We start from the raw sequence: 17,971 nt of genomic DNA, 5'->3' as shown, positions 1-17,971 counted from the left end.
TTCCAGAGGCATTCGTTATCGACGGAGAAGCCGCGGCGTACTGGATCGCCCGGTCAAGCCGGGCGATGACACCGCAGCCGCAGCGGCGCGAGCATTCGAGGAGCTTGGGCCGGTGCGAGTTTAGCCCACATCTGTCATCACCCGCGAAAGCGGGTGATCCAGTATTCCAGAGGCATTCGTTATCGACGGAGAAGCCGCGGCGTACTGGATCGCCCGGTCAAGCCGGGCGATGACACCGCAGCTGCAGCGGCGCGAGCATTCGAGGAGCTTGGGCCGGTGCGGGTTTAGCCCACATCTGTCATCACCCGCGAAAGCGGGTGATCCAGTATTCCAGAGACGTTCGTTATCGACGGAGAAGCCGCGGCGTACTGGATCGCCCGGTCGAGCCGGGCGATGACACCGCAATTGCGGCACGCCCTACTTCGCCACCACGCTCCACTTGGTGACGATGGCTTCGCTCATCTCGCCGGCGTCCTTGGCGCAGGCGACCTCGTCGACCTTCACCGAGATGGCCTTGCCGGAGAGGCTCTTGAGCTGCGCGGCCTGGGCGTCGTTGGTCGGAATCAGCTGAAAAGTTTCCGGCCCGGTTTCGAGATTGCACAGACCGTTCGGCGGCGGCAGGCGGCGCGGCTCGCTGGTGATCTGGTAGGTCGCCACGCGCTTGCCGCGGTTCTTGGCATCGCGCACCTTCATGACGCCGAGTTCCCCCGACAGCACGTCGCCGGCGTGGATCATCTTGCCGGGCTTCTGCGGCGCATCGCTCTGCTGCGCGATCGCGCCGGGCGCGACGAACATTGCCGACAGAAACGCAAAGCCCAAGCGTACGCCGAATCGGTGTGCCGTCATTTTCACTGGTTCCGTATTTGATTCGTCAGAGCGTGAACGACCGTCCCCGAATCGTCATCCAACCCTATCATTTTGTTTAAGCGCGATCTTTTCGACTTGTGACTGATCGCTTCGCAAACACTGCCGCGTCTGGCCTTCGAGCGCGCTACGGCGCGATGAGATTAGGTTGCATCGTCATCGCGCCTTAGCTCTTTGTTTGAGCATGATCGTTTCGGAAAACCGCTTCGCACTTTTCCGGATCATGCTCTAGAACAGCGTCCGCTGCCGCATCGCAGCCGATAGCGTACCTTCGTCGAGGTAATCAAGCTCTCCGCCGACCGGCACGCCATGCGCCAGCCGCGTCACCCGCACATTGGCTTCCGCCAACAGGTCGGTGATGTAATGCGCGGTGGTCTGGCCATCGACGGTCGCATTCAAAGCGAGAATGATCTCGCTGACCTCGGGCGCGTGCGCGCGTGCCACCAGCTGATCGATGGTGAGATCCTGCGGACCGACGCCGTCGAGCGGCGACAGCGTTGCGCCGAGCACGTGATAGCGGCCGTTGGTCGCATTGGCGCGTTCCAGCGCCCAGAGATCGGCGACGTCGGCGACCACGACGATGATCGCGGGATCGCGGCGCGGATCGGTGCACACCGTGCAGGGGTTTTGTGTATCAATGTTTCCGCAGGTCTTGCAGACCTGGATCTTGTCGATCGCGACCTGCAGCGCCGCGGTCAGCGGCGTCATCAGCGCTTCGCGTTTCTTGATCAGATGCAGCGCCGCGCGCCGCGCCGAACGGGGACCTAAGCCCGGCAGCCGCGCCAGCAGCTGGATCAGGCGTTCAATCTCGGGGCCGGCAACGCTTGCAGCCATTAGAGCATGACCCGGAAAAGTGCGAAGCGGTTTTCCGAAAAGGCCATGCTCAAACAAAGAGCTGAAGCACGATGATTCATCTCGATCTCGCTGCGCTCTAGGTCGGACCAAATCCCGGCGGCAGGCCGAGCCCGCCGGTGAGTGCCATCATCTTCTCCTGCATCGCCGTCTCGGCCTTGCGGCGGGCATCGCCATGCGCGGTGACCAAGAGATCCTCGAGCACCTCGCGCTCTTCCGGCTTCATCAGCGACGGATCGATCTTGATGCCCTTCACTTCCATCTTCGCGGTCATGCGCACGCTGACCAGGCCGCCGCCGGAAATGCCCTCGACCTCGACATTGCCGAGTTGCTCCTGCATCTCCTGCATCTTGGATTGCAGCTGCGCTGCCTGCTTCATCATGCCGAGAAAATCAGCCATGTGTGCGTTCCTGTAATCGGATCAATCGTCGTCGCCGTCGGAAGTTTCAATCGGGTCTTCACCGGTCGCATCCGCCACCGGAACCTCGGCGGCAAGGCGGCGGACCTCGATCACCTTGGTGCCGGGAAAGCGCGCCAGCACCTCCTGCACGCGCGGATCGGCCTCCGCCGCGCGCTGGTGCTCGCTGCGCGCCAGTTCGTTCTGCGAACGCACCGTGGGCTGCCCGGCCTCGTTGGAGATGATCACGGTCCAGCGCCGCCCGGTCCACAGTTCGAGCTTGCGCGACAGATCGGTGACGAGCGCGCGCTGCGCCTTCGGCTCGAGCGCGATCTCGAGCTGGCCGTCCTCAATGCGCACCAGCCGCACGTCGGCCTCCAGCGCGCTCTTGGTCATGATGTCGCGCTTCTCGCCGGCGAGCGCGATCAGCTGCGGAAAGCTCGTGATCCGAAGCGTCGGGGCAGCATCGGCGACCGGTGCCGCCATTTGGGGACGCGCGGCGAGATCGGCACGCGGGGAAGCCTGCGGCGCGCGCACCGGCGCCGACGGCATTGCCGATATCGCCGAGGTCGGCGCGCCGCGTGACGGTGACGATGCGGCGGAACCTGACGTCGCGGGCGCCGCGCCGCCGCCATTCTGCTCGATCATCCGGATCGCCTCATCCGGCGTCGGCAAATCGGCGACATAGGCGATCCGCACCAGCACCATCTCGGCGGCAGCCGCCGGGCGCGTCGCGGTCTGCACCTCGGCGATGCCCTTGAGCAGCATCTGCCACATCCGCGACAGCACCCGCATCGACAGCTTTGCGGCGAACTCGCGCGCCCGCACGCGCTCGGTCTCGCCGAACGCGACATTGTCGGCCGTTGCCGGAATCGCCTTCACGCGGGTGACGAAATTGACGAACTCGGCAAGGTCGGACAGCACCACCACCGGATCGGCGCCGACATCATATTGCGCGCGGAATTCGGTGAAGGCGGCGGCGAGATCGCCGCGCGCCAGCGAATCGAACAGGTCGATCACGCGGGTGCGGTCGGCGAGGCCGAGCATCTGCCTGACCGCGTCGGCCTTCACATTGCCGGCGGCATGCGCGATCGCCTGATCGAACAGCGACAGCGAATCGCGCACCGATCCCTCGGCGGCACGCGCAATGATGCCGAGCGCCTCGGGCTCGACCTCGACGCCTTCCTTGGTTGCGATATTGCCGAGATGCTTCATCAGCACGTCGGCCTCGACGCGGCGCAGATCGAAGCGCTGGCAGCGCGACAGCACCGTGATCGGAACCTTGCGGATTTCGGTGGTGGCGAACACGAACTTGGCGTGCTCCGGCGGCTCCTCTAGCGTCTTCAGGAAGGCGTTGAACGCCGCCGTCGACAGCATGTGGACTTCGTCGATGATGTAGACCTTGTAGCGCGCGCTGGCCGGCGCATAGCGCACGCTGTCATTGATCTGACGGACATCGTCGACGCCGGTGTGGGACGCGGCGTCCATCTCCAGCACGTCCATGTGCCGGCTTTCCATGATCGCCTGGCAGTGCACGCCGAGGTCGGGCATGTGGATGGTCGGCCCCTGCACCGAGCCGTCCGGCTTGGCGTAGTTCAGGGCACGGGCGAGGATGCGCGCGGTGGTGGTCTTGCCGACCCCGCGGACGCCGGTGAGGATCCAGGCCTGGGGAATTCGCCCGGTCTCGAACGCATTCGAGACGGTGCGGACCATGGCCTCCTGGCCGATCAGGTCCTCGAAGCTGGAAGGGCGGTATTTGCGGGCGAGAACGCGGTAGGGCTTGGCGGTATCCGGCGCGCCGCCGAGATCGAAGCCGCTCTGGCCTGCGCCGTCGGACGGTTGGGAGGGGGCGCCAGCGTCATTCATGCGTCGATCCGCAACGTTAAGGGTCTCTTGCAGCCGGCGTGCGGATGAGAGCCGAAATCGAGCGCCGGGCGCGGAGACCGCCATTCCAGCGCGATTCGCTCGGAAAAACAGGTAGGAGACTGACGAGCGACCCGATCCGGACCTCGTTAGGGCTGCTTCCTTCCGGACCTGACCCGGTTGGCGAGTGGCTCGTCCACCGCCAATCTCCCGGTCCCTATTTGGGGCCAAAAGCGCCGGAAAGCAAGCGGCCTGACCGGCTTTGTGGGGCTTGGCTTTGCGGGGCTTGTCTGGGAACACGGAAAGGCATTATTTGCCCCCCATGCCCGCCTCCAATTGGTCGCTGCATTCGCAGCTCAAAAAAGACACCATCGACATCGGCGACCTGCCGTTGTGCAAGGTGCTCGTCATCAAGGATGCGCATTATCCTTGGCTGCTGCTGGTGCCGCGGCGCGACGGCGCGGTCGAGATCATCGACCTCGACGAGGTCGAGCAGGCGCAGCTGATGACCGAGATCACCCGCGTCTCGCGGGCGCTCAAAGAGGTCACCAAATGCGACAAGCTGAATGTCGCAGCCCTCGGCAACCTCGTCCCGCAGCTTCACGTCCATATCATCGCGCGCCGTACCAGCGACGCTGCATGGCCGCGTCCCGTTTGGGGCGTGATGCCGCCGCTGGCGCATGACGCCGAGGAAGTGCAGAATTTCATCAGCGCGCTTCGCCGCAAGATCTGGTTGGGTTGAATTTCAATGTCCGCATCCGATTCATTTCCGCTCGGCCAGCCGGCCTTCGTCACCCATGTGCTGGACCGCGCCGCGCATCTGCGCAGCAATGACGAGAAGCTGTTCGCGCTGGAGGGCCATCGCGAGGCGCGAGCCTATGTGATCTATCGCGACTCGCTGGTGGTGAAGCAGGAGGAAGGCGGCGCCCGCGCGCTGCTCTCGCTGGAAGAGGCCCGCAGCTACGGCGCCAATCCCGGCACGATCTTCCTGGGCTTGCGCGATGCGGCACCGATCTTCGGCATGGGAATCGCGCCGCAGGCGGCCGAGAAGCTGGTCGGGCGCGCCGACGTTGCGATCACCGAATTGCGCGGCATGGCGATGCAGGGCGTGGTGCCGCCGGAGCAGCTGTCGGCGATCGCGATGGCGAAATCGATGGTGACCTGGCATCAGCGCCACGGCTTCTGTCCGAACTGCGGCACCCGCACGGCGATGCGAGAGGGCGGCTGGAAGCGCGAATGCCCGAGCTGCAAGGCCGAGCATTTTCCGCGCACCGATCCGGTCGTGATCATGCTGGTCACATCAGGCGACAAGGTGCTGCTCGGCCGCCAGAAGCAGTTCATGCCCGGGATGTATTCCTGCCTCGCCGGCTTCGTCGAGGCCGCCGAGACCATCGAGGACGCGGTGCGGCGCGAGATTTTCGAGGAGTCCGGCATCCGCTGCACCGACGTCAATTATTACATGACGCAGCCCTGGCCCTACCCGTCATCGCTGATGATCGGCTGCACCGCGCGCGCGACCAACGAGGACATCGTGGTCGACCGCACCGAGCTGGAAGATGCGCGGTGGTTCGACCATGCCGAGGCGGCGCTGATGCTCAAGCGCCAGCACCCCGACGGCCTCGCCGGCCCGCATCCGTTCGCGATTGCCCATCATTTGCTCGGCCGCTGGGTACACCACCGAAACCCGTTGGACCAATAACGGGAACCGGACATCGTTCTGCCGATTAGACTGGACAATGATTGTGCCAGTTGGAGCATGATCCGGAAAAGTGCGAAGCGGTTTTCCGAAAAGATCATGCTCAAACAATGAGCTAGAGCGCGATGACGATCATCGCGCTTGGAACCATTGCCACGGACCCCTGCATGAATTTTCAAGACGGCGCCCCGAAAGTCCCGCCCCGCATCCTCTGCATCGGCCTGCCGGTGCGCGACCTGACCTTCCGCGTCAACGTTCCGGCGCGCGGCTCCAAGGAGAATGCGACGCATTTCGACGAGATCTGCGGCGGCAACGCGCTGAACGCCGCGATCGGCATCGTCCGGCTCGGCGGCCGCGCCTCGATCTGCGGGCCGATGGGTGATTCGCGGGAGACCTCGAGCCGCTACATTTTCGACAAGCTGGCCGAGGAAGGCATCGAGACCAACCATCTGATCCACATGCCGGACCTGGTCACCCCGATCTCGGCGATCATGATCGACGACACCGGCGAGCGGACCATCGTCACGTTCCGCGATCCCGAGCTCTGGAAGGTCAAGCTGCCGCCGACCGAGCTGCTGCTGGAGGATTGCGCGGCGATCCTGACCGAGAGCCGGTGCGCCCCGTTCTGCACCGAGCTGTGTGCCGAGGCCGTCAGGCGCGGCATTCCCGTGGTGGTCGACGTCGACCGTGCGATGTCGATGCGGGAAGGGCTGCTCACCGCCTCCTCCCATCTGGTGTTTTCCAGCGAGCCGCTGCAGGAGACCGCCGACGTCACCGACGACGGCCAGGCGCTGCACAAGCTCGCCAAGCTCACCCCCTCCTTCCTGGCCGGCACCCGCGGCCCGAAGGGCACGATCTTTCTCAATGAGCAGGGCGAGCTCGAGGAGAGCCCGGCCTTCCCGGTCCATACCGTCGACACGCTCGGGGCCGGCGACGTCTTCCACGGCGCGTTTGCCCTCGCCATCACCGAGAAGCAGGAGCTGCGGCAGGCGCTGCGCTTTGCGTCCGCCGCGGCAGCACTGAAATGCACCCGCTTCGGCGGCGCTTATGCCGCACCGCAACGTACTGAAGTTGAAGCGTTTTTGGGCGAACACGCCGACGCCCGGCCGGCCTGACCGGTCACGAATCGCTTGATTTGGAAGATTCTTCTCTATATGAGGGATATAGAACCTTCATGTGGAACTTTCTTCTATGACCGACGTCGCCGTTCAGCTTCATGACAACAACCGCCGCCTTGACGCGATCGATCGCAAGATCCTGACCGTGTTGCAGGAGGATGCCTCGCTCTCCGTCGCCGAAATCGGTGACCGGGTCGGGCTGTCGTCGACCCCATGCTGGAAGCGCATCCAGCGGCTGGAGGCCGACGGCGTGATCCTGCGCCGCGTGGCGCTGGTCGATCAGAACAAGATCGGGCTCGGAATCTCGGTGTTCGTCTCGGTCGAGAGCGCCGACCATTCGGAAGCCTGGCTGCGCAAATTCGCCGACGCGGTCAGCGCCATGCCCGAGGTGATGGAGTTCTACCGGATGGCCGGCGACGTCGACTACATGCTGCGCGTCGTGGTCGCGGACATGCAGGCCTACGACGTGTTCTACAAGAAGCTGATCTCGGCCGTGCCGCTGAAGAACGTCACCTCGCGCTTTGCGATGGAGAAGATCAAGTCGGTGACGGCGCTGCCGGTGCCCGCGGCGTAACCGCCGCCGCTCTCATACGAACGTCGATACGCCCCCAGGTAGTTCGCCTGCACGGCATTTACCGGAAGTTAGCGCCAGCAGCGGTATTGTGCTGCCATGGTGCCGGGGGAGATCATCCCAGCGAGCCGACGGCCCGCATGGCTGGGCGCGGCTGCATTGCTGATTGCGAGCTGGATCGCGATCGCAATGCTGTCGTTGCAGGTGCGTGCGGGCAGCGACGTGGTGGCCGTGGCGTTTCCGCCGTGGTGGCGCGCCGAGCGCGCGCTGATGGCCGCCGCGTCCGCCAATGCGTCGATCGTTCGGATGACCGCCATTCCGGCCCTGCTGGTGGTGCGGCCTGACCGCGATGGCGGGCTGCGCCGGCTGTACGAGGCGGGCGCCCTGCTGACTATGGATCCGCAGGCGATCGCTGGCTGCTTCAAGGCGAACGACGATCTGGGGGTTGGGAATGACCTTCGAAGGCGATGAAATGGCCGCCCTGCGCGAGACGGCCAGCAAGATCCTGCTCGTGGTGCTCTGGCTGCACGTTCCGATCGCAGTCATCGTCGGGATGTCGCTGCACACCGACTGGCTGATCCCGGCCGGCTTCATGGTCGCGATGGCGCTCGCCGCGACCGCCTCGTGGCGCATGTCGGGGAACGGCGTTTCGACCCGCCTGATCGTTGCCGTGGCCCTGATGGGTGGCGTGTCGATGCTGGTCTACCAGTTCGCCGGCCAGCGCTGGCAGGTCGACATGCACATGTACTTCTTCGCCGCGCTGGCGTGCCTGGTCGCCTATTGCGACTATCGGCCGATCGTCGCCGGCACCGCGGCCGTTGCCCTGCATCATTTGACGCTGAACTTCATCCTGCCGGCCGCGATCTATCCCGGCGGCGCCGATTTCGGCCGCGTCGTTCTGCACGCCGCGATCCTCTTGATCGAGGCCGGCGTGCTGATCTGGCTCGCGCATACGCTTGCCGAACTGTTCAAGACGTCGGCGCAGAAGGCGGCCGAAGCCGAGGCCGCCGGAGCCGCGGAAGCCCGCGCCAATGCCGAACGCCTTGAGGCCGAACAAGCCAAGCAGAACCGCGATGCCGCGCGGCGCGAGCTCGCTGCCGGCTTCGAGCGCAAGATCGGCGAGGTCGTCGAGGCAGTCGCGGTGGCGGCGAACGCAATGCAGGGCCTCTCGGCAACGATGAACGGCAGCAACGCGGAAACCATGCGCCAGGCCACCGCCGCCGCCTCCGCATCGACGTTGGCCTCAAGCAACGTGGAAACCGTGGCGTCGGCGACCGAGGAGCTGACGGCCTCGATCAACAGCATCGCCGAGCAGGTGACGTGCTCGGCGCGGATCGCCGCCAAGGCCGCCGACGAGGCACGCCGCACCAACACCGTGGTCCAGGGTCTCGCCGCCGGCACGCAGAAGATCGGCGAGGTGGTGACGTTGATCCAGAGCATCGCCAGCCAGACCAACCTGCTCGCCCTGAACGCGACCATCGAGGCGGCGCGCGCCGGCGAGCATGGCCGCGGATTTGCGGTCGTGGCGAGCGAGGTCAAGGCGCTGGCCAGCCAGACCGCCAAGGCAACCGAGGAGATCTCGGTTCAGATCCAGGATATCCAGAACGCGACCGGTGCCGCCGTCAGCGCGATCGGGACCATCGGCACCACCATCGCGGAAATCGACCACGTCTCCGGCGAGATCGCCGCCGCCGTCGATCAACAGGGCGCGGCGACCCGCGAGATCTCCAGCAATTTGCAGCAGGCCGCCGACCGCACGCGCGACGTCAACAAGGGCATCCTCAACGTCAATCGCGCCTCCGAACAGGCCGGCGGCGCCACCGCGCAATTGCTCGACGCGGCGAACGGCCTGACCTCGCAGTCGGAATGGCTGAAGACCGAGCTGGACCGCTTCCTGGCCTCGCTGCGGGCGGCGTGAGGACGGCGAGATCGTCGACCAGCCTCGCTGTCATCGCCCGGCTCGCCGCCTCCGCTAAAGCTTCGGCGCGCCAGGGACTCATGGCCTCGTCGAAGCCTTGGCGAAGACGGAACCGGGCGATCCAGTATTCCAGAGGCAGTTATTTTCGATCGAGAGGCCGCGGCGTACTGGATCACCCGGTCAAGCCGGGTGATGACAGCTTGCTTGGAGCGAGCCCCGCCTCAGATCTTCTGATTGTACTCGCCGACCTCGGGATGCGTGCGCAGCACCGAATCCATCGCCTCGAACATGTCGCGCATGCGCTGCTCGCTGACCGGGCTTTCCACCACGACCACGAGCTCCGGCTTGTTCGAGGATGCCCGCACCAGGCCCCAGCTGCCGTCCTCGACCGTGACGCGCACGCCGTTGACGGTGACGAGATCGCGGATGTTCTGGCCCGCGACCTGCGCGCCGTTCTGCTGCAATGTCTCGAAGTGCTTCACCACGGCATCGACCACGCCGTATTTCGCCTCGTCGGCGCAATGCGGCGACATGGTCGGCGACGACCAGGTCTTCGGCAGCGCGTCCTTCAGATCGGCCATCGACTTGCCGGGAGCGCGGTCGAGCATCTCGCAGATCGCGATCGCCGACACCAGGCCGTCGTCATAGCCGCGCCCGAACGGCTTTTTGAAGAAGAAATGGCCCGACTTCTCGAAGCCGGCGAGCGCGCCGAGCTCGTTGGTGCGGCGCTTCATGTAGGAATGCCCGGTTTTCCAGTAGACCGTGTTGGCGCCCTGCTTCTGCAACACCGGATCGGTCACGAACAGCCCGGTCGACTTCACGTCGACGACGAACTGCGCGTTGGCGTTGATCGCCGACATGTCGCGCGCCAGCATGACGCCGACCTTGTCGGCGAAGATCTCCTCGCCGGTGTTGTCGACCACGCCGCAGCGGTCGCCGTCGCCATCGAAGCCGAGGCCGACATCGGCCTTGTGCGCCAGCACCGCATCGCGGATCGCGTGCAGCATCTCCATGTCTTCCGGGTTCGGATTGTATTTCGGGAAGGTGTGATCGAGCTCGGTGTCGAGCGGAATCACCTCGCAGCCGATCGCCTCCAGCACCTGCGGCGCGAATGCGCCCGAGGTGCCGTTGCCGCAGGCCGCCACCACCTTCAGCTTGCGCTTCAGCTTCGGCCGGCTGGTGAGGTCGGCGATGTAGCGCGCCGGATAATTCTCGTGAAACTGGTAGGAGCCGCCGGCCTTGTTGTGAAACGCGGCATTGAGCACGATCTCTTTCAGCCGCGTCATCTCGTCGGGGCCGAAGGTGAGCGGACGGTTGGCGCCCATCTTGACGCCGGTCCAGCCGTTGTCGTTGTGCGAGGCGGTGACCATCGCGACACAGGGCACGTCGAGATCGAACTGCGCGAAATAGGCCATCGGCGTCACCGCGAGGCCGATGTCATGCACCTTGCAGCCCGCCGCCATCAGGCCCGAGATCAACGCGTATTTGATCGAGGCGGAATAGCCGCGGAAATCGTGACCGGTGACGATCTCTTGGCGGACGCCGAGCTCCGCGATCAGCGCGCCGAGCCCCATGCCCAGCGCCTGCACTCCCATCAGGTTGATCTCCTTGTTGAACAGCCAGCGCGCGTCGTATTCGCGAAACCCGGTCGGCTTCACCATCGGCTCGGATTCGAAGGCATAGGTGTTCGGGACCAGCACGGATTTCGGCTTGGGAAACATCAGAAACGGCCTCGTGGAAATGCGGAGCAACAATGCCGCTGGCTTTAGCGAATGCATCGCCGCGGTGGAAGGCAGGATTGACGGCTTGTGGCTAATAATTGCGGCAGATTTGGCGTCGGCGAAACACCTGCACGGCGGCGCAATACGCCGCGCTGTTATGCCCTACGAGCTGCTTGACCGCTCATCGCTCCGACCCAGCATGGTTTCTGCAGGGGGTGTGGTGCCAGGCAAGGACAGGCAGGGCCGCCCCGACCGACAGACCGGCGCCCGGCGAAGACGATGGGCAAGCCGAACCGGAAGCGACCCTTCCGCGCCATCGCGCAAGCCATCCTTCAAGCACTTTGCCTTCAAGGACTTTGCCTTCAAGGACTTTGCCTTCAAGGACTTGCCTTCAAACATCCAAAGCCAACCCAGCCCTCTCTGCGAGGTGCGGTCACGCACGGGCTCACCCGAAGCTGTCCGCAATATCTGTAGGTGATGATCATGCCTGATTACTCTCTGGTGCCGGTGGACCATCAGCCGGATTTCGATGACTACTCGCTCGTTCCCGTTGACTACGATCCGTTCGCCGCGGATGGCCCTGCTCAACAGGCGCAGATTCAACAGCCGCCGACACCGACTCAACCAGCGCAGCCGCAAACCTCGCCGCAACAGCCCGCGACAGGAGCCGGTCAGCCCGGCCTCAACGGGCCGGCGACTGGCAATAACCCCAGCGGATCGGGTGGCGGCGCCGGTATCAAGCGCTTTGGCGGCGCCGAAGGTGGTGACTTTCCGAGCCGCAATGCGGGGATCGGCTTCGAAAGCGCGGAGAGCGCATGGGATGCTGCCCTCAAGGAAATGAAAGACCTTGGTGCCCAATATTACCCGGAAGAGACCAAGAGGAGAGGCTTTATCCCGGAGCTGGGCGTCGAAATCTTCAAACGCAACGGACTATACTATTACGATCAGATAGCGCGCGGGTACCAAGAAGGCGCGCTAGGCGGTGGCGTGGGGTTTGGCGATAGCGGTGCGGTCGCAAGAGGGCACATGCATTGGGATAGTCAGGATGAAAGTGATGGAGATAAAGCCAATGCGCGCGCTTACACTCAGCAAGTTCCAGACTACAATGCGTGGGTTGGATCTTGGTATGGGTACAAAATGTATTGGCATAACGGCAAGCCAATGGGCCCGGGGATGCCGGATTGGAATCGATACAAATATTGAGGCCTGTCGATGAAAACGGTCGCGCTCGCTGCAGCTTTATCGCTTCTATTTGCCAGTTCAACGTTATGTATGGCGAACTCCAGTCCCTGGTGTGCTGCGGATGTTGCGATTTTGAATTTCAAAAATTACAAAGGTCAAGATCTTGCAAGGATCGAGCTTCGTTCCCTCAAATCGGTTTGCGATCGTAACCCGGAAAAGGAAGGGTTTGGCGCAAAGTTGGAACGCTCGATGCGCATTGAACACAATGGGCAATGGACTGACGTGCCGAAAGCGTGTCTATCCGGTTTTTCTTTTGCGATGGATGGGCTAGCGGTGGAGGGTGACGATCACGGTCTGGGCATATCTCTTATTGGAAAATCGCCGGACAACGACGAGCGTGTAAAACGCTCGATATACAAATTGGGTGATGAGATTTCCTGTTATCAGATTGAGCGCTATCCGAATGTCGACGATCAGGATCACGAAATTAGGGAGTACAATAGGGACTTACAGTAGGTGCGCCGCGAGATCGGCTCGACACTCTGCGAAAGCGCCTCTGGTCTGACGTTGCCCGCGAACGTCTGGCGCAAATGCCGCGCCGTCGCGAAGATCGACTCGACTATCTTCTCATTCCCAAAATGTGAACAAATAGCGTTCTGAACGCTCTTGAGGCGACTTATATGTCCGCCTCATCAATTTCGACGGAATCTCCGCCGTTCCGAGGAGACGATCCGCCTCACAGAAGAAGACTTTCAGCGGAAGACCTGGTCAGTGGAAGATTTGGTCTGCGGAAGACCTGGACAGGGCTTTGATGCCAATCGGGCTTACTGCTCCAGCAGCAGCTTGCCGTTGGCGTATTCGAAGCGCTTCAGCTTCGACAGGAAGGACAGGCCGAGCAGGTTCTCCGACAGCGCCTCGTCCGGCAGCACCAGCGCGTCGACGTCGCGCACGGTGAGGCCGCCGATCTCGATCATGGCGATGTGGGCGCGGGCGGCCTTGATGGTGCCGTTGGCGGTGGTGACGCGCGAGGTGTAGTCGCCCGGCACCGGGCGCAGCCCGAAGCGCGCGGCCGAGGTCTCGTTCAGGGCCACCACGGAGGCGCCGGTGTCGACCATGAAGTTGATGCGCTGGCCGTCGATCCGGCCGTCGGTCGCGAAATGGCCGCGCGGGTCGGGCGCAATGCTGAATGTGCGGGCACTGGCCTGCGCCACCGTGACGGCGGGGGCGATGCTCTGCTTGGCGGTGGTCGCGGCGGCGGGCGACATCTTGCTGGCCATCTGGGCCATGAAGGTGCCCAGCCCGATCAGGATGGCCGCGAAAATCATCAGGTTACGCATGACACCATACTCGGAAAACCGAACACGCAATTTCACCACGCCGGACGCTGCGCCGCGAGCGAGGGCGGCAGCGCGAGACTGCCATTTTGGCGAAAAGGATGAGCGAAGGGTTAATGCGCACGCGCTGAAGCGGCCGAATGGCATCGGCCGCCCGATTTGCCGCCGTCAGGCGGCCTCTTAGGCAGTTCTGGCGACCGGGCTCGGCATCGCAACGCGCAGCGCGTAATAGACCGCGCCGGCGATTCCGACACCGAAGAACCAGCCATAGACCGCCCACCAGGACGGCAGGATCGAGGTGAAATTCGGCAGCACCGACGAGAACAGGGCACCGACCGCTGCTGCGATCAGGGCGCTGACGTTCCAGCCGTTCTGGAAGCGATATTCGCCGTGCTCCTGATACAGCGCCGGCACGTTCACGCGGCCTTTGGCGATCAGATAATAATCGACCATCATGATCCCGAAGATCGGCCCCATGGTCGCGCCGATCAGCCCGACGAACGAGGCGGCGCTGCCTTCCCAGGGCGCGAACGGATACAGCGCCAGCGCGATCAATGCTGCGATGTAGCCGCCCTTCTTGAAGTCGATCTGCCGCGGAAACACGTTGGAGAAATCGAACGCCGGCGAGACGAAATTGGCGACGACGTTGATGCCAAGCGTTGCGACCGCGAAGGTGACGGCGGCGAGCAGCGCCAGGAACCAGCTGTCGAACTTCGCCGAGATCTGGTCGGGATGCAGCAGCACCTCGTGATAGACGTTGAACGCCGCAATCGTGGTGACGCCGGCGACCAGCGAGAACAGGATCAGGTTGACCGGCAGGCCCCAGATATTGCCCTTGCGCAGCGCCTGCACGTCAGGCGCATAGCGCGAGAAGTCGCAGAAGTTGAGATAGAGCGCGGCGAAATAGGTGATCCAGGTCGCAGCGACGGCGCACAGCGCCGGGAACGAGCCGGGCACGCCTGGCACGCCGGCCTCCTTGGTCTTCTCCAACAGCACGTCCTGCGGGATCGGCGCGGTGAGCGAGATGCCGCCGGCCGCGATGCAGAGATAGATCGCAAGGATGAGCATCATCAGCCACACCGCAGGCCCGGCCCAATCCTGGAAGCGCCGCACCGTCTCCATGCCGCGCTGGATGATCAGCAGCTGCAGCGCCCAGATCACGACGAAGCAGATCACCTCGAGCGTGGAATGGCCGAGCATGTGGCTGGACTGGTGGAACGCCTTGAAGCTGTCGATCCGCGTCAGCAGCGCGACGATCGCGCCCGAGGCGGCCGCAGTCTGCGCGCCATACCAGAAACAGGCGACGATAGCGCGCACCAGCGCCGGAATGTTGGCGCCCCAGACCCCGAACGACGCGCGCGCCAGCACCGGATAGGGCACGCCGGTCCTGACCCCGGCATTGCCGATCAGGCTCATCAGCACGAAGATCACCAGCGAGCCGACGCCGATCGCGAGGATGAAGTTGACGAAGCTGCCGCAGAGCAGGAACAGGCTGGCGGCAAGATAATAGCCCCAGAGGCTGTGAACGTCGGAGGTCCAGACGTTGAAGATGCTGAAGGCGCCCCAGTTGCGTTCCCTGGCCGGCGCCAGGTCCTCGTTGTACAGCGACGGCGATGCGTTCTTGATCTCCATGGCAGCGTCCCCAATGTGCGAGCCCGTGATCCCATCCCAGCCCGCAAATCTAACCACCGTTTGCCAGCGCTCGCCAGAGCCAGACCTCCGAGATGTGAATCTTTGCGACCCGTCGTCCCTGCGCAAGCAGGGACCCATAACCACTAAAGGTCATAGTTGCGCGACGCTGTGGCCACAGCGGTCTTCAACGGCCCAACCCCGTGGCTATGGGTCCCTGCTTTCGCAGGGACGACACTGAATGTTTGGTGCTAATCGTGGGTCACCTAAGGAACTCGCAAAAAGTCAGGTGCCGCGTGGTTTCACGCGCCTGGTCGGCATCGCGCTGGCGGGATCTTCCGGCCAGGGGTGGCGCGGGTAGCGGCCGCGCAGGTCGGAACGCACCGCGGCGTAACTGCCGCGCCAGAAGCCCGGCAGATCGCGCGTCACCTGCACCGGCCGCTGCGCCGGCGACAGCAGCTCCAGCACCAGCGGCACCGCGCCCTTGGCGATCGAGGGATGGGTGTTGAGCCCGAACAGCTCCTGCAGCCTGACCGCAATGGTCGGGCCCTGCTCGGCCTCGTAGTCGATCGCAAGCTGCGTTCCGGTCGGCGCCTCGAAATGCGTCGGCGCCTCGCGATCGAGCCGCGCACGCAGCTCCCACGGCAGCAGCGCCAGCAGCGCGTCCGACAGGTCGCCGGCCGACAGATCCTTTAGCGCAGTCTTGTCGTAGAGCGCGCCCACCAGCCAGTCCTCGGCACGCGCGGCAAGCGCGGCATCCGACAGATCAGGCCAGCTCTCGTCTTCGGCCTTGCGCAGGAACATGACGCGGTCGCGCCATTGTTTCGAGTGCTTCGACCACGGCAAGCGGTCGAGGCCCGCCGCGATCAGGCCGTCGGCGAACACGCGCGCGGTCTCGGCCGATGGCTTGAGCGGCATGGGAGCTTCCGACAGGGTGATCGCGTGCAGCGAACGCCGGCGGCGCGCGCGCAGCGCCATCGCGCCGCGGTCGAACGTCACCTCCTCGACATTCTCGATCTGGTCGGCAAAGCGCTGCTCGATCTCGTCCTGGGTGATCGGCGCCGCCAGCAGGATGCGGCCGCTCGCGGCCGTGCCGGTCAGTTCGGCGACCGCGATAGTGGGCAGCCGCGCCAGCGCCGCGGTCTGCTCGACGGCGGCACCGCGGCCATTGGCCAGCACGAAGCTGCCGTTGCCGCGGTTCTTCGCGACGCGGTCCGGAAACGCGAAAGCCAGCATGACGCCGGTGGAGAGATCGCCGCTATCGGCAGACACTGCCTTTGCGGGCCCCCCTCCCCGGCCCTCCCCCACAAGGGGGGAGGGAGAAGAAAGTCTCTCAGACCTCCCCACCTGCGAGGCCCAGCGCGCGGCCATGTTGCGCGCGCTCGATGCGCGCTGCGAGCGGTCGCGACGGAACTGGTCGAGCCTGACGTCGAGATCGACGCTGTCGCCGCCGAGCCCGCGCTCGGTCAGCACGGCGGCGATCTCGGCCGCCTCCTCACCCATGCCGAAGCGCGCCGAATCCACGATCATGCGTGCCAGCCGCGGCGGCAGCGCCAGCGCGCGCAGGCTCTGGCCCTCTTCGGTGATGCGGCCATCGCCATCGAGCGCGCCGAGCTCCGACAGCAGCGATCGCGCTTCCTTCAGTGCCGGTCCCGGCGGCGGGTCGAGGAAAGCGAAGCCTGAGGGATCGCTGACGCCCCATTGCGCGAGGTCGAGCACCAGCGAGGACAGATCGGCCGAAAGGATCTCGGGCGCAGTGTAGGCCGGAAGCGACGCGGTCTGCGGCTCGTCCCAGAGGCGATAGCAGATGCCGGGCTCGATACGGCCGGCGCGGCCGCGGCGCTGATCGACCGCGGCGCGCGAGGCCCGCACCGTCTCGAGCCGAGTCAGCGCGATATCCGGCTCGTAGCGCGGCACCCGCGCCAGGCCGGAATCGACCACGATGCGCACGCCCTCGATGGTCAGCGAGGTCTCGGCGATCGAGGTCGCCAGCACCACCTTGCGAATCCCCTTCGGCGCCGGCGCGATGGCGCGATCCTGCACGGATGCATCGAGCGCGCCGAACAGCGGCACGATCTCGACCGCAGCGTCGTGCACGCGCTCAGTGAGAAACGTTTGCGTGCGGCGGATTTCGGCAGCGCCCGGCAGGAAGGCGAGCACCGAGCCGGCATCGGCGCGCAGCGCGGTCGCGATCGTCTCGGCCATCTGCCGCTCGATAGGCGCATCGACCTTGCGGCCGACGTAACGGGTCTCGACCGGGAAGGCACGGCCCTCGCTCTCGACCACAGGCGCGTCGCCGAGCAGCTTTGCGACGCGCGCGCCGTCGAGCGTTGCCGACATCACGAGGATGCGTAAGTCTTCGCGCAGGCCGGTCTGCGCGTCGCGCGCCAGCGCCAGCCCGAGATCGGCATCGAGCGAACGCTCGTGGAATTCGTCGAACAGCACCGCGGCGACGCCGTTCAGCTCGGGATCGTCGAGGATCTGGCGCGAGAAGATGCCCTCGGTGACGACCTCGATCCGCGTCGCCCGCGACACCTTCGAGCCGAAGCGGACCCGATAGCCGACGGTCTCGCCGGGACGCTCACCCAGCGTCTTCGCCATCCGCTCGGCGCTGGCGCGCGCGGCGATGCGGCGCGGCTCCAGCACGATGATCTTTTTGCCCTTGGCCCAGGGCGCATCGAGCAACGCCAGCGGCACGCGCGTGGTCTTGCCGGCGCCCGGCGGCGCGACCAGCACTGCGGCATTGTGGCGATCGAGCGTGCGGTCGAGCTCATCGAGCACGGCGTCGATCGGCAGCGGGCTATCGAAATGGTGCGGCAAGGAGTC

The 17,971-nt window shown here is 64.8% G+C and carries 17 protein-coding genes and 1 other RNA gene; 9 read left to right on the top strand and 9 right to left on the bottom strand.

The window, feature by feature from the left end:
* Positions 1–417: 417 nt before the first annotated feature.
* The 5 genes from QMZ05_RS30795 to ffs form a co-directional block, all read right to left on the bottom strand.
* The gene (locus tag QMZ05_RS30795) at positions 418–795 is read right to left on the bottom strand and encodes a hypothetical protein (protein WP_353704173.1); all 378 of its coding nucleotides are present in this window, start codon (positions 793–795) and stop codon (positions 418–420) included.
* Positions 796–1,092: 297 nt separating this feature from the next.
* A complete protein-coding gene (gene recR / locus QMZ05_RS30790; protein ID WP_353704172.1) occupies positions 1,093–1,698 on the bottom strand; it encodes a recombination mediator RecR in 606 nt (201 codons plus the stop codon).
* 97 nt (positions 1,699–1,795) lie between these two features.
* Positions 1,796–2,116 carry a YbaB/EbfC family nucleoid-associated protein gene (locus tag QMZ05_RS30785; protein ID WP_353704171.1) on the bottom strand — a complete coding sequence of 107 codons (321 nt, stop codon included), beginning with the start codon at positions 2,114–2,116 and terminating at the stop codon, positions 1,796–1,798.
* A gap of 21 nt (positions 2,117–2,137) precedes the next feature.
* Complete coding sequence (locus QMZ05_RS30780) at positions 2,138–3,979, bottom strand: DNA polymerase III subunit gamma/tau (RefSeq protein WP_353704170.1); 1,842 nt, start codon at positions 3,977–3,979, stop codon at positions 2,138–2,140.
* A gap of 111 nt (positions 3,980–4,090) precedes the next feature.
* Positions 4,091–4,187: signal recognition particle sRNA small type (gene ffs, locus QMZ05_RS30775), an RNA gene on the bottom strand.
* Positions 4,188–4,298: 111 nt separating this feature from the next.
* On the opposite strand from ffs, the gene QMZ05_RS30770 reads away from it, so the two are divergent.
* The 6 genes from QMZ05_RS30770 to QMZ05_RS30745 all read left to right on the top strand — a co-directional run bounded on the left by QMZ05_RS30770 (position 4,299) and on the right by QMZ05_RS30745 (position 9,279).
* A complete protein-coding gene (locus QMZ05_RS30770; protein ID WP_050419929.1) occupies positions 4,299–4,718 on the top strand; it encodes an HIT family protein in 420 nt (139 codons plus the stop codon).
* Between the two features lie 6 nt (positions 4,719–4,724).
* Positions 4,725–5,675 (top strand): NAD(+) diphosphatase, encoded by a 951-nt coding sequence (nudC, locus tag QMZ05_RS30765; RefSeq protein ID WP_353704169.1) that lies wholly within the window; start codon positions 4,725–4,727, stop codon positions 5,673–5,675.
* 164 nt (positions 5,676–5,839) lie between these two features.
* Entirely contained in the window at positions 5,840–6,787 is a 948-nt protein-coding gene (locus tag QMZ05_RS30760) for a sugar kinase (RefSeq protein WP_074130981.1), read from the top strand.
* 76 nt (positions 6,788–6,863) lie between these two features.
* Entirely contained in the window at positions 6,864–7,364 is a 501-nt protein-coding gene (locus QMZ05_RS30755; RefSeq protein WP_076864535.1) for an Lrp/AsnC family transcriptional regulator, read from the top strand.
* A gap of 156 nt (positions 7,365–7,520) precedes the next feature.
* The gene (locus QMZ05_RS30750) at positions 7,521–7,832 is read left to right on the top strand and encodes a hypothetical protein (RefSeq protein ID WP_353704168.1); all 312 of its coding nucleotides are present in this window, start codon (positions 7,521–7,523) and stop codon (positions 7,830–7,832) included.
* On the top strand, positions 7,813–9,279 hold the full coding sequence (locus QMZ05_RS30745) for a methyl-accepting chemotaxis protein (protein ID WP_353704167.1): 1,467 nt from the start codon (positions 7,813–7,815) through the stop codon (positions 9,277–9,279). Before QMZ05_RS30750 ends, QMZ05_RS30745 begins: the two co-directional genes overlap by 20 nt.
* Positions 9,280–9,500: 221 nt before the next feature.
* Here QMZ05_RS30745 and QMZ05_RS30740 read toward each other — a convergent pair whose 3' ends face one another.
* Positions 9,501–11,000, bottom strand: coding sequence for a phosphomannomutase/phosphoglucomutase (locus tag QMZ05_RS30740; RefSeq protein WP_353704166.1), 1,500 nt, complete (start codon positions 10,998–11,000; stop codon positions 9,501–9,503).
* On the opposite strand from QMZ05_RS30740, the gene QMZ05_RS30735 reads away from it, so the two are divergent.
* From QMZ05_RS30735 to QMZ05_RS30725, 3 genes are read left to right on the top strand one after another with little or no spacing between them, the layout of a single operon-like run.
* Complete coding sequence (locus QMZ05_RS30735) at positions 10,990–11,478, top strand: hypothetical protein (protein WP_353704165.1); 489 nt, start codon at positions 10,990–10,992, stop codon at positions 11,476–11,478. The two genes, QMZ05_RS30740 and QMZ05_RS30735, sit on opposite strands and share 11 nt — an antisense overlap.
* A gap of 5 nt (positions 11,479–11,483) precedes the next feature.
* Entirely contained in the window at positions 11,484–12,203 is a 720-nt protein-coding gene (locus QMZ05_RS30730; protein ID WP_353704164.1) for a hypothetical protein, read from the top strand.
* Positions 12,204–12,212: 9 nt separating this feature from the next.
* A complete protein-coding gene (locus QMZ05_RS30725; RefSeq protein ID WP_353704163.1) occupies positions 12,213–12,698 on the top strand; it encodes a hypothetical protein in 486 nt (161 codons plus the stop codon).
* Between the two features lie 308 nt (positions 12,699–13,006).
* Here QMZ05_RS30725 and QMZ05_RS30720 read toward each other — a convergent pair whose 3' ends face one another.
* The 3 genes from QMZ05_RS30720 to hrpB all read right to left on the bottom strand — a co-directional run bounded on the left by QMZ05_RS30720 (position 13,007) and on the right by hrpB (position 17,965).
* Positions 13,007–13,519, bottom strand: coding sequence for a TIGR02281 family clan AA aspartic protease (locus QMZ05_RS30720; RefSeq protein WP_128970496.1), 513 nt, complete (start codon positions 13,517–13,519; stop codon positions 13,007–13,009).
* Positions 13,520–13,696: 177 nt separating this feature from the next.
* Positions 13,697–15,148 (bottom strand): NCS1 family nucleobase:cation symporter-1, encoded by a 1,452-nt coding sequence (locus QMZ05_RS30715; RefSeq protein ID WP_353704162.1) that lies wholly within the window; start codon positions 15,146–15,148, stop codon positions 13,697–13,699.
* Between the two features lie 282 nt (positions 15,149–15,430).
* Entirely contained in the window at positions 15,431–17,965 is a 2,535-nt protein-coding gene (hrpB, locus tag QMZ05_RS30710; protein WP_353704161.1) for an ATP-dependent helicase HrpB, read from the bottom strand.
* Positions 17,966–17,971 lie beyond the last annotated feature (6 nt).

It is taken from the genome of Bradyrhizobium sp. INPA03-11B (assembly GCF_040446015.1).
In the GTDB taxonomy this organism is placed as follows: Bacteria; Pseudomonadota; Alphaproteobacteria; order Rhizobiales; family Xanthobacteraceae; genus Bradyrhizobium; species Bradyrhizobium macuxiense_A.
Note: the sequence above shows the minus strand (reverse complement) of the source record. Positions and strands in the feature narration are given on the sequence as shown.

Coding starts and splice junctions, on each gene's coding strand:
- QMZ05_RS30740 (WP_353704166.1), bottom strand. CDS start 11,000: ATGTTTCCCAAGCCGAAATCCGTGCTGGTCCCGAACACCTATGCCTTC.
- QMZ05_RS30755 (WP_076864535.1), top strand. CDS start 6,864: ATGACCGACGTCGCCGTTCAGCTTCATGACAACAACCGCCGCCTTGAC.
- QMZ05_RS30760 (WP_074130981.1), top strand. CDS start 5,840: ATGAATTTTCAAGACGGCGCCCCGAAAGTCCCGCCCCGCATCCTCTGC.
- recR (WP_353704172.1), bottom strand. CDS start 1,698: ATGGCTGCAAGCGTTGCCGGCCCCGAGATTGAACGCCTGATCCAGCTG.
- QMZ05_RS30780 (WP_353704170.1), bottom strand. CDS start 3,979: ATGAATGACGCTGGCGCCCCCTCCCAACCGTCCGACGGCGCAGGCCAG.
- QMZ05_RS30795 (WP_353704173.1), bottom strand. CDS start 795: ATGTTCGTCGCGCCCGGCGCGATCGCGCAGCAGAGCGATGCGCCGCAG.
- nudC (WP_353704169.1), top strand. CDS start 4,725: ATGTCCGCATCCGATTCATTTCCGCTCGGCCAGCCGGCCTTCGTCACC.
- QMZ05_RS30715 (WP_353704162.1), bottom strand. CDS start 15,148: ATGGAGATCAAGAACGCATCGCCGTCGCTGTACAACGAGGACCTGGCG.
- QMZ05_RS30785 (WP_353704171.1), bottom strand. CDS start 2,116: ATGGCTGATTTTCTCGGCATGATGAAGCAGGCAGCGCAGCTGCAATCC.
- QMZ05_RS30770 (WP_050419929.1), top strand. CDS start 4,299: ATGCCCGCCTCCAATTGGTCGCTGCATTCGCAGCTCAAAAAAGACACC.
- QMZ05_RS30730 (WP_353704164.1), top strand. CDS start 11,484: ATGCCTGATTACTCTCTGGTGCCGGTGGACCATCAGCCGGATTTCGAT.
- QMZ05_RS30725 (WP_353704163.1), top strand. CDS start 12,213: ATGAAAACGGTCGCGCTCGCTGCAGCTTTATCGCTTCTATTTGCCAGT.
- QMZ05_RS30745 (WP_353704167.1), top strand. CDS start 7,813: ATGACCTTCGAAGGCGATGAAATGGCCGCCCTGCGCGAGACGGCCAGC.
- QMZ05_RS30720 (WP_128970496.1), bottom strand. CDS start 13,519: ATGCGTAACCTGATGATTTTCGCGGCCATCCTGATCGGGCTGGGCACC.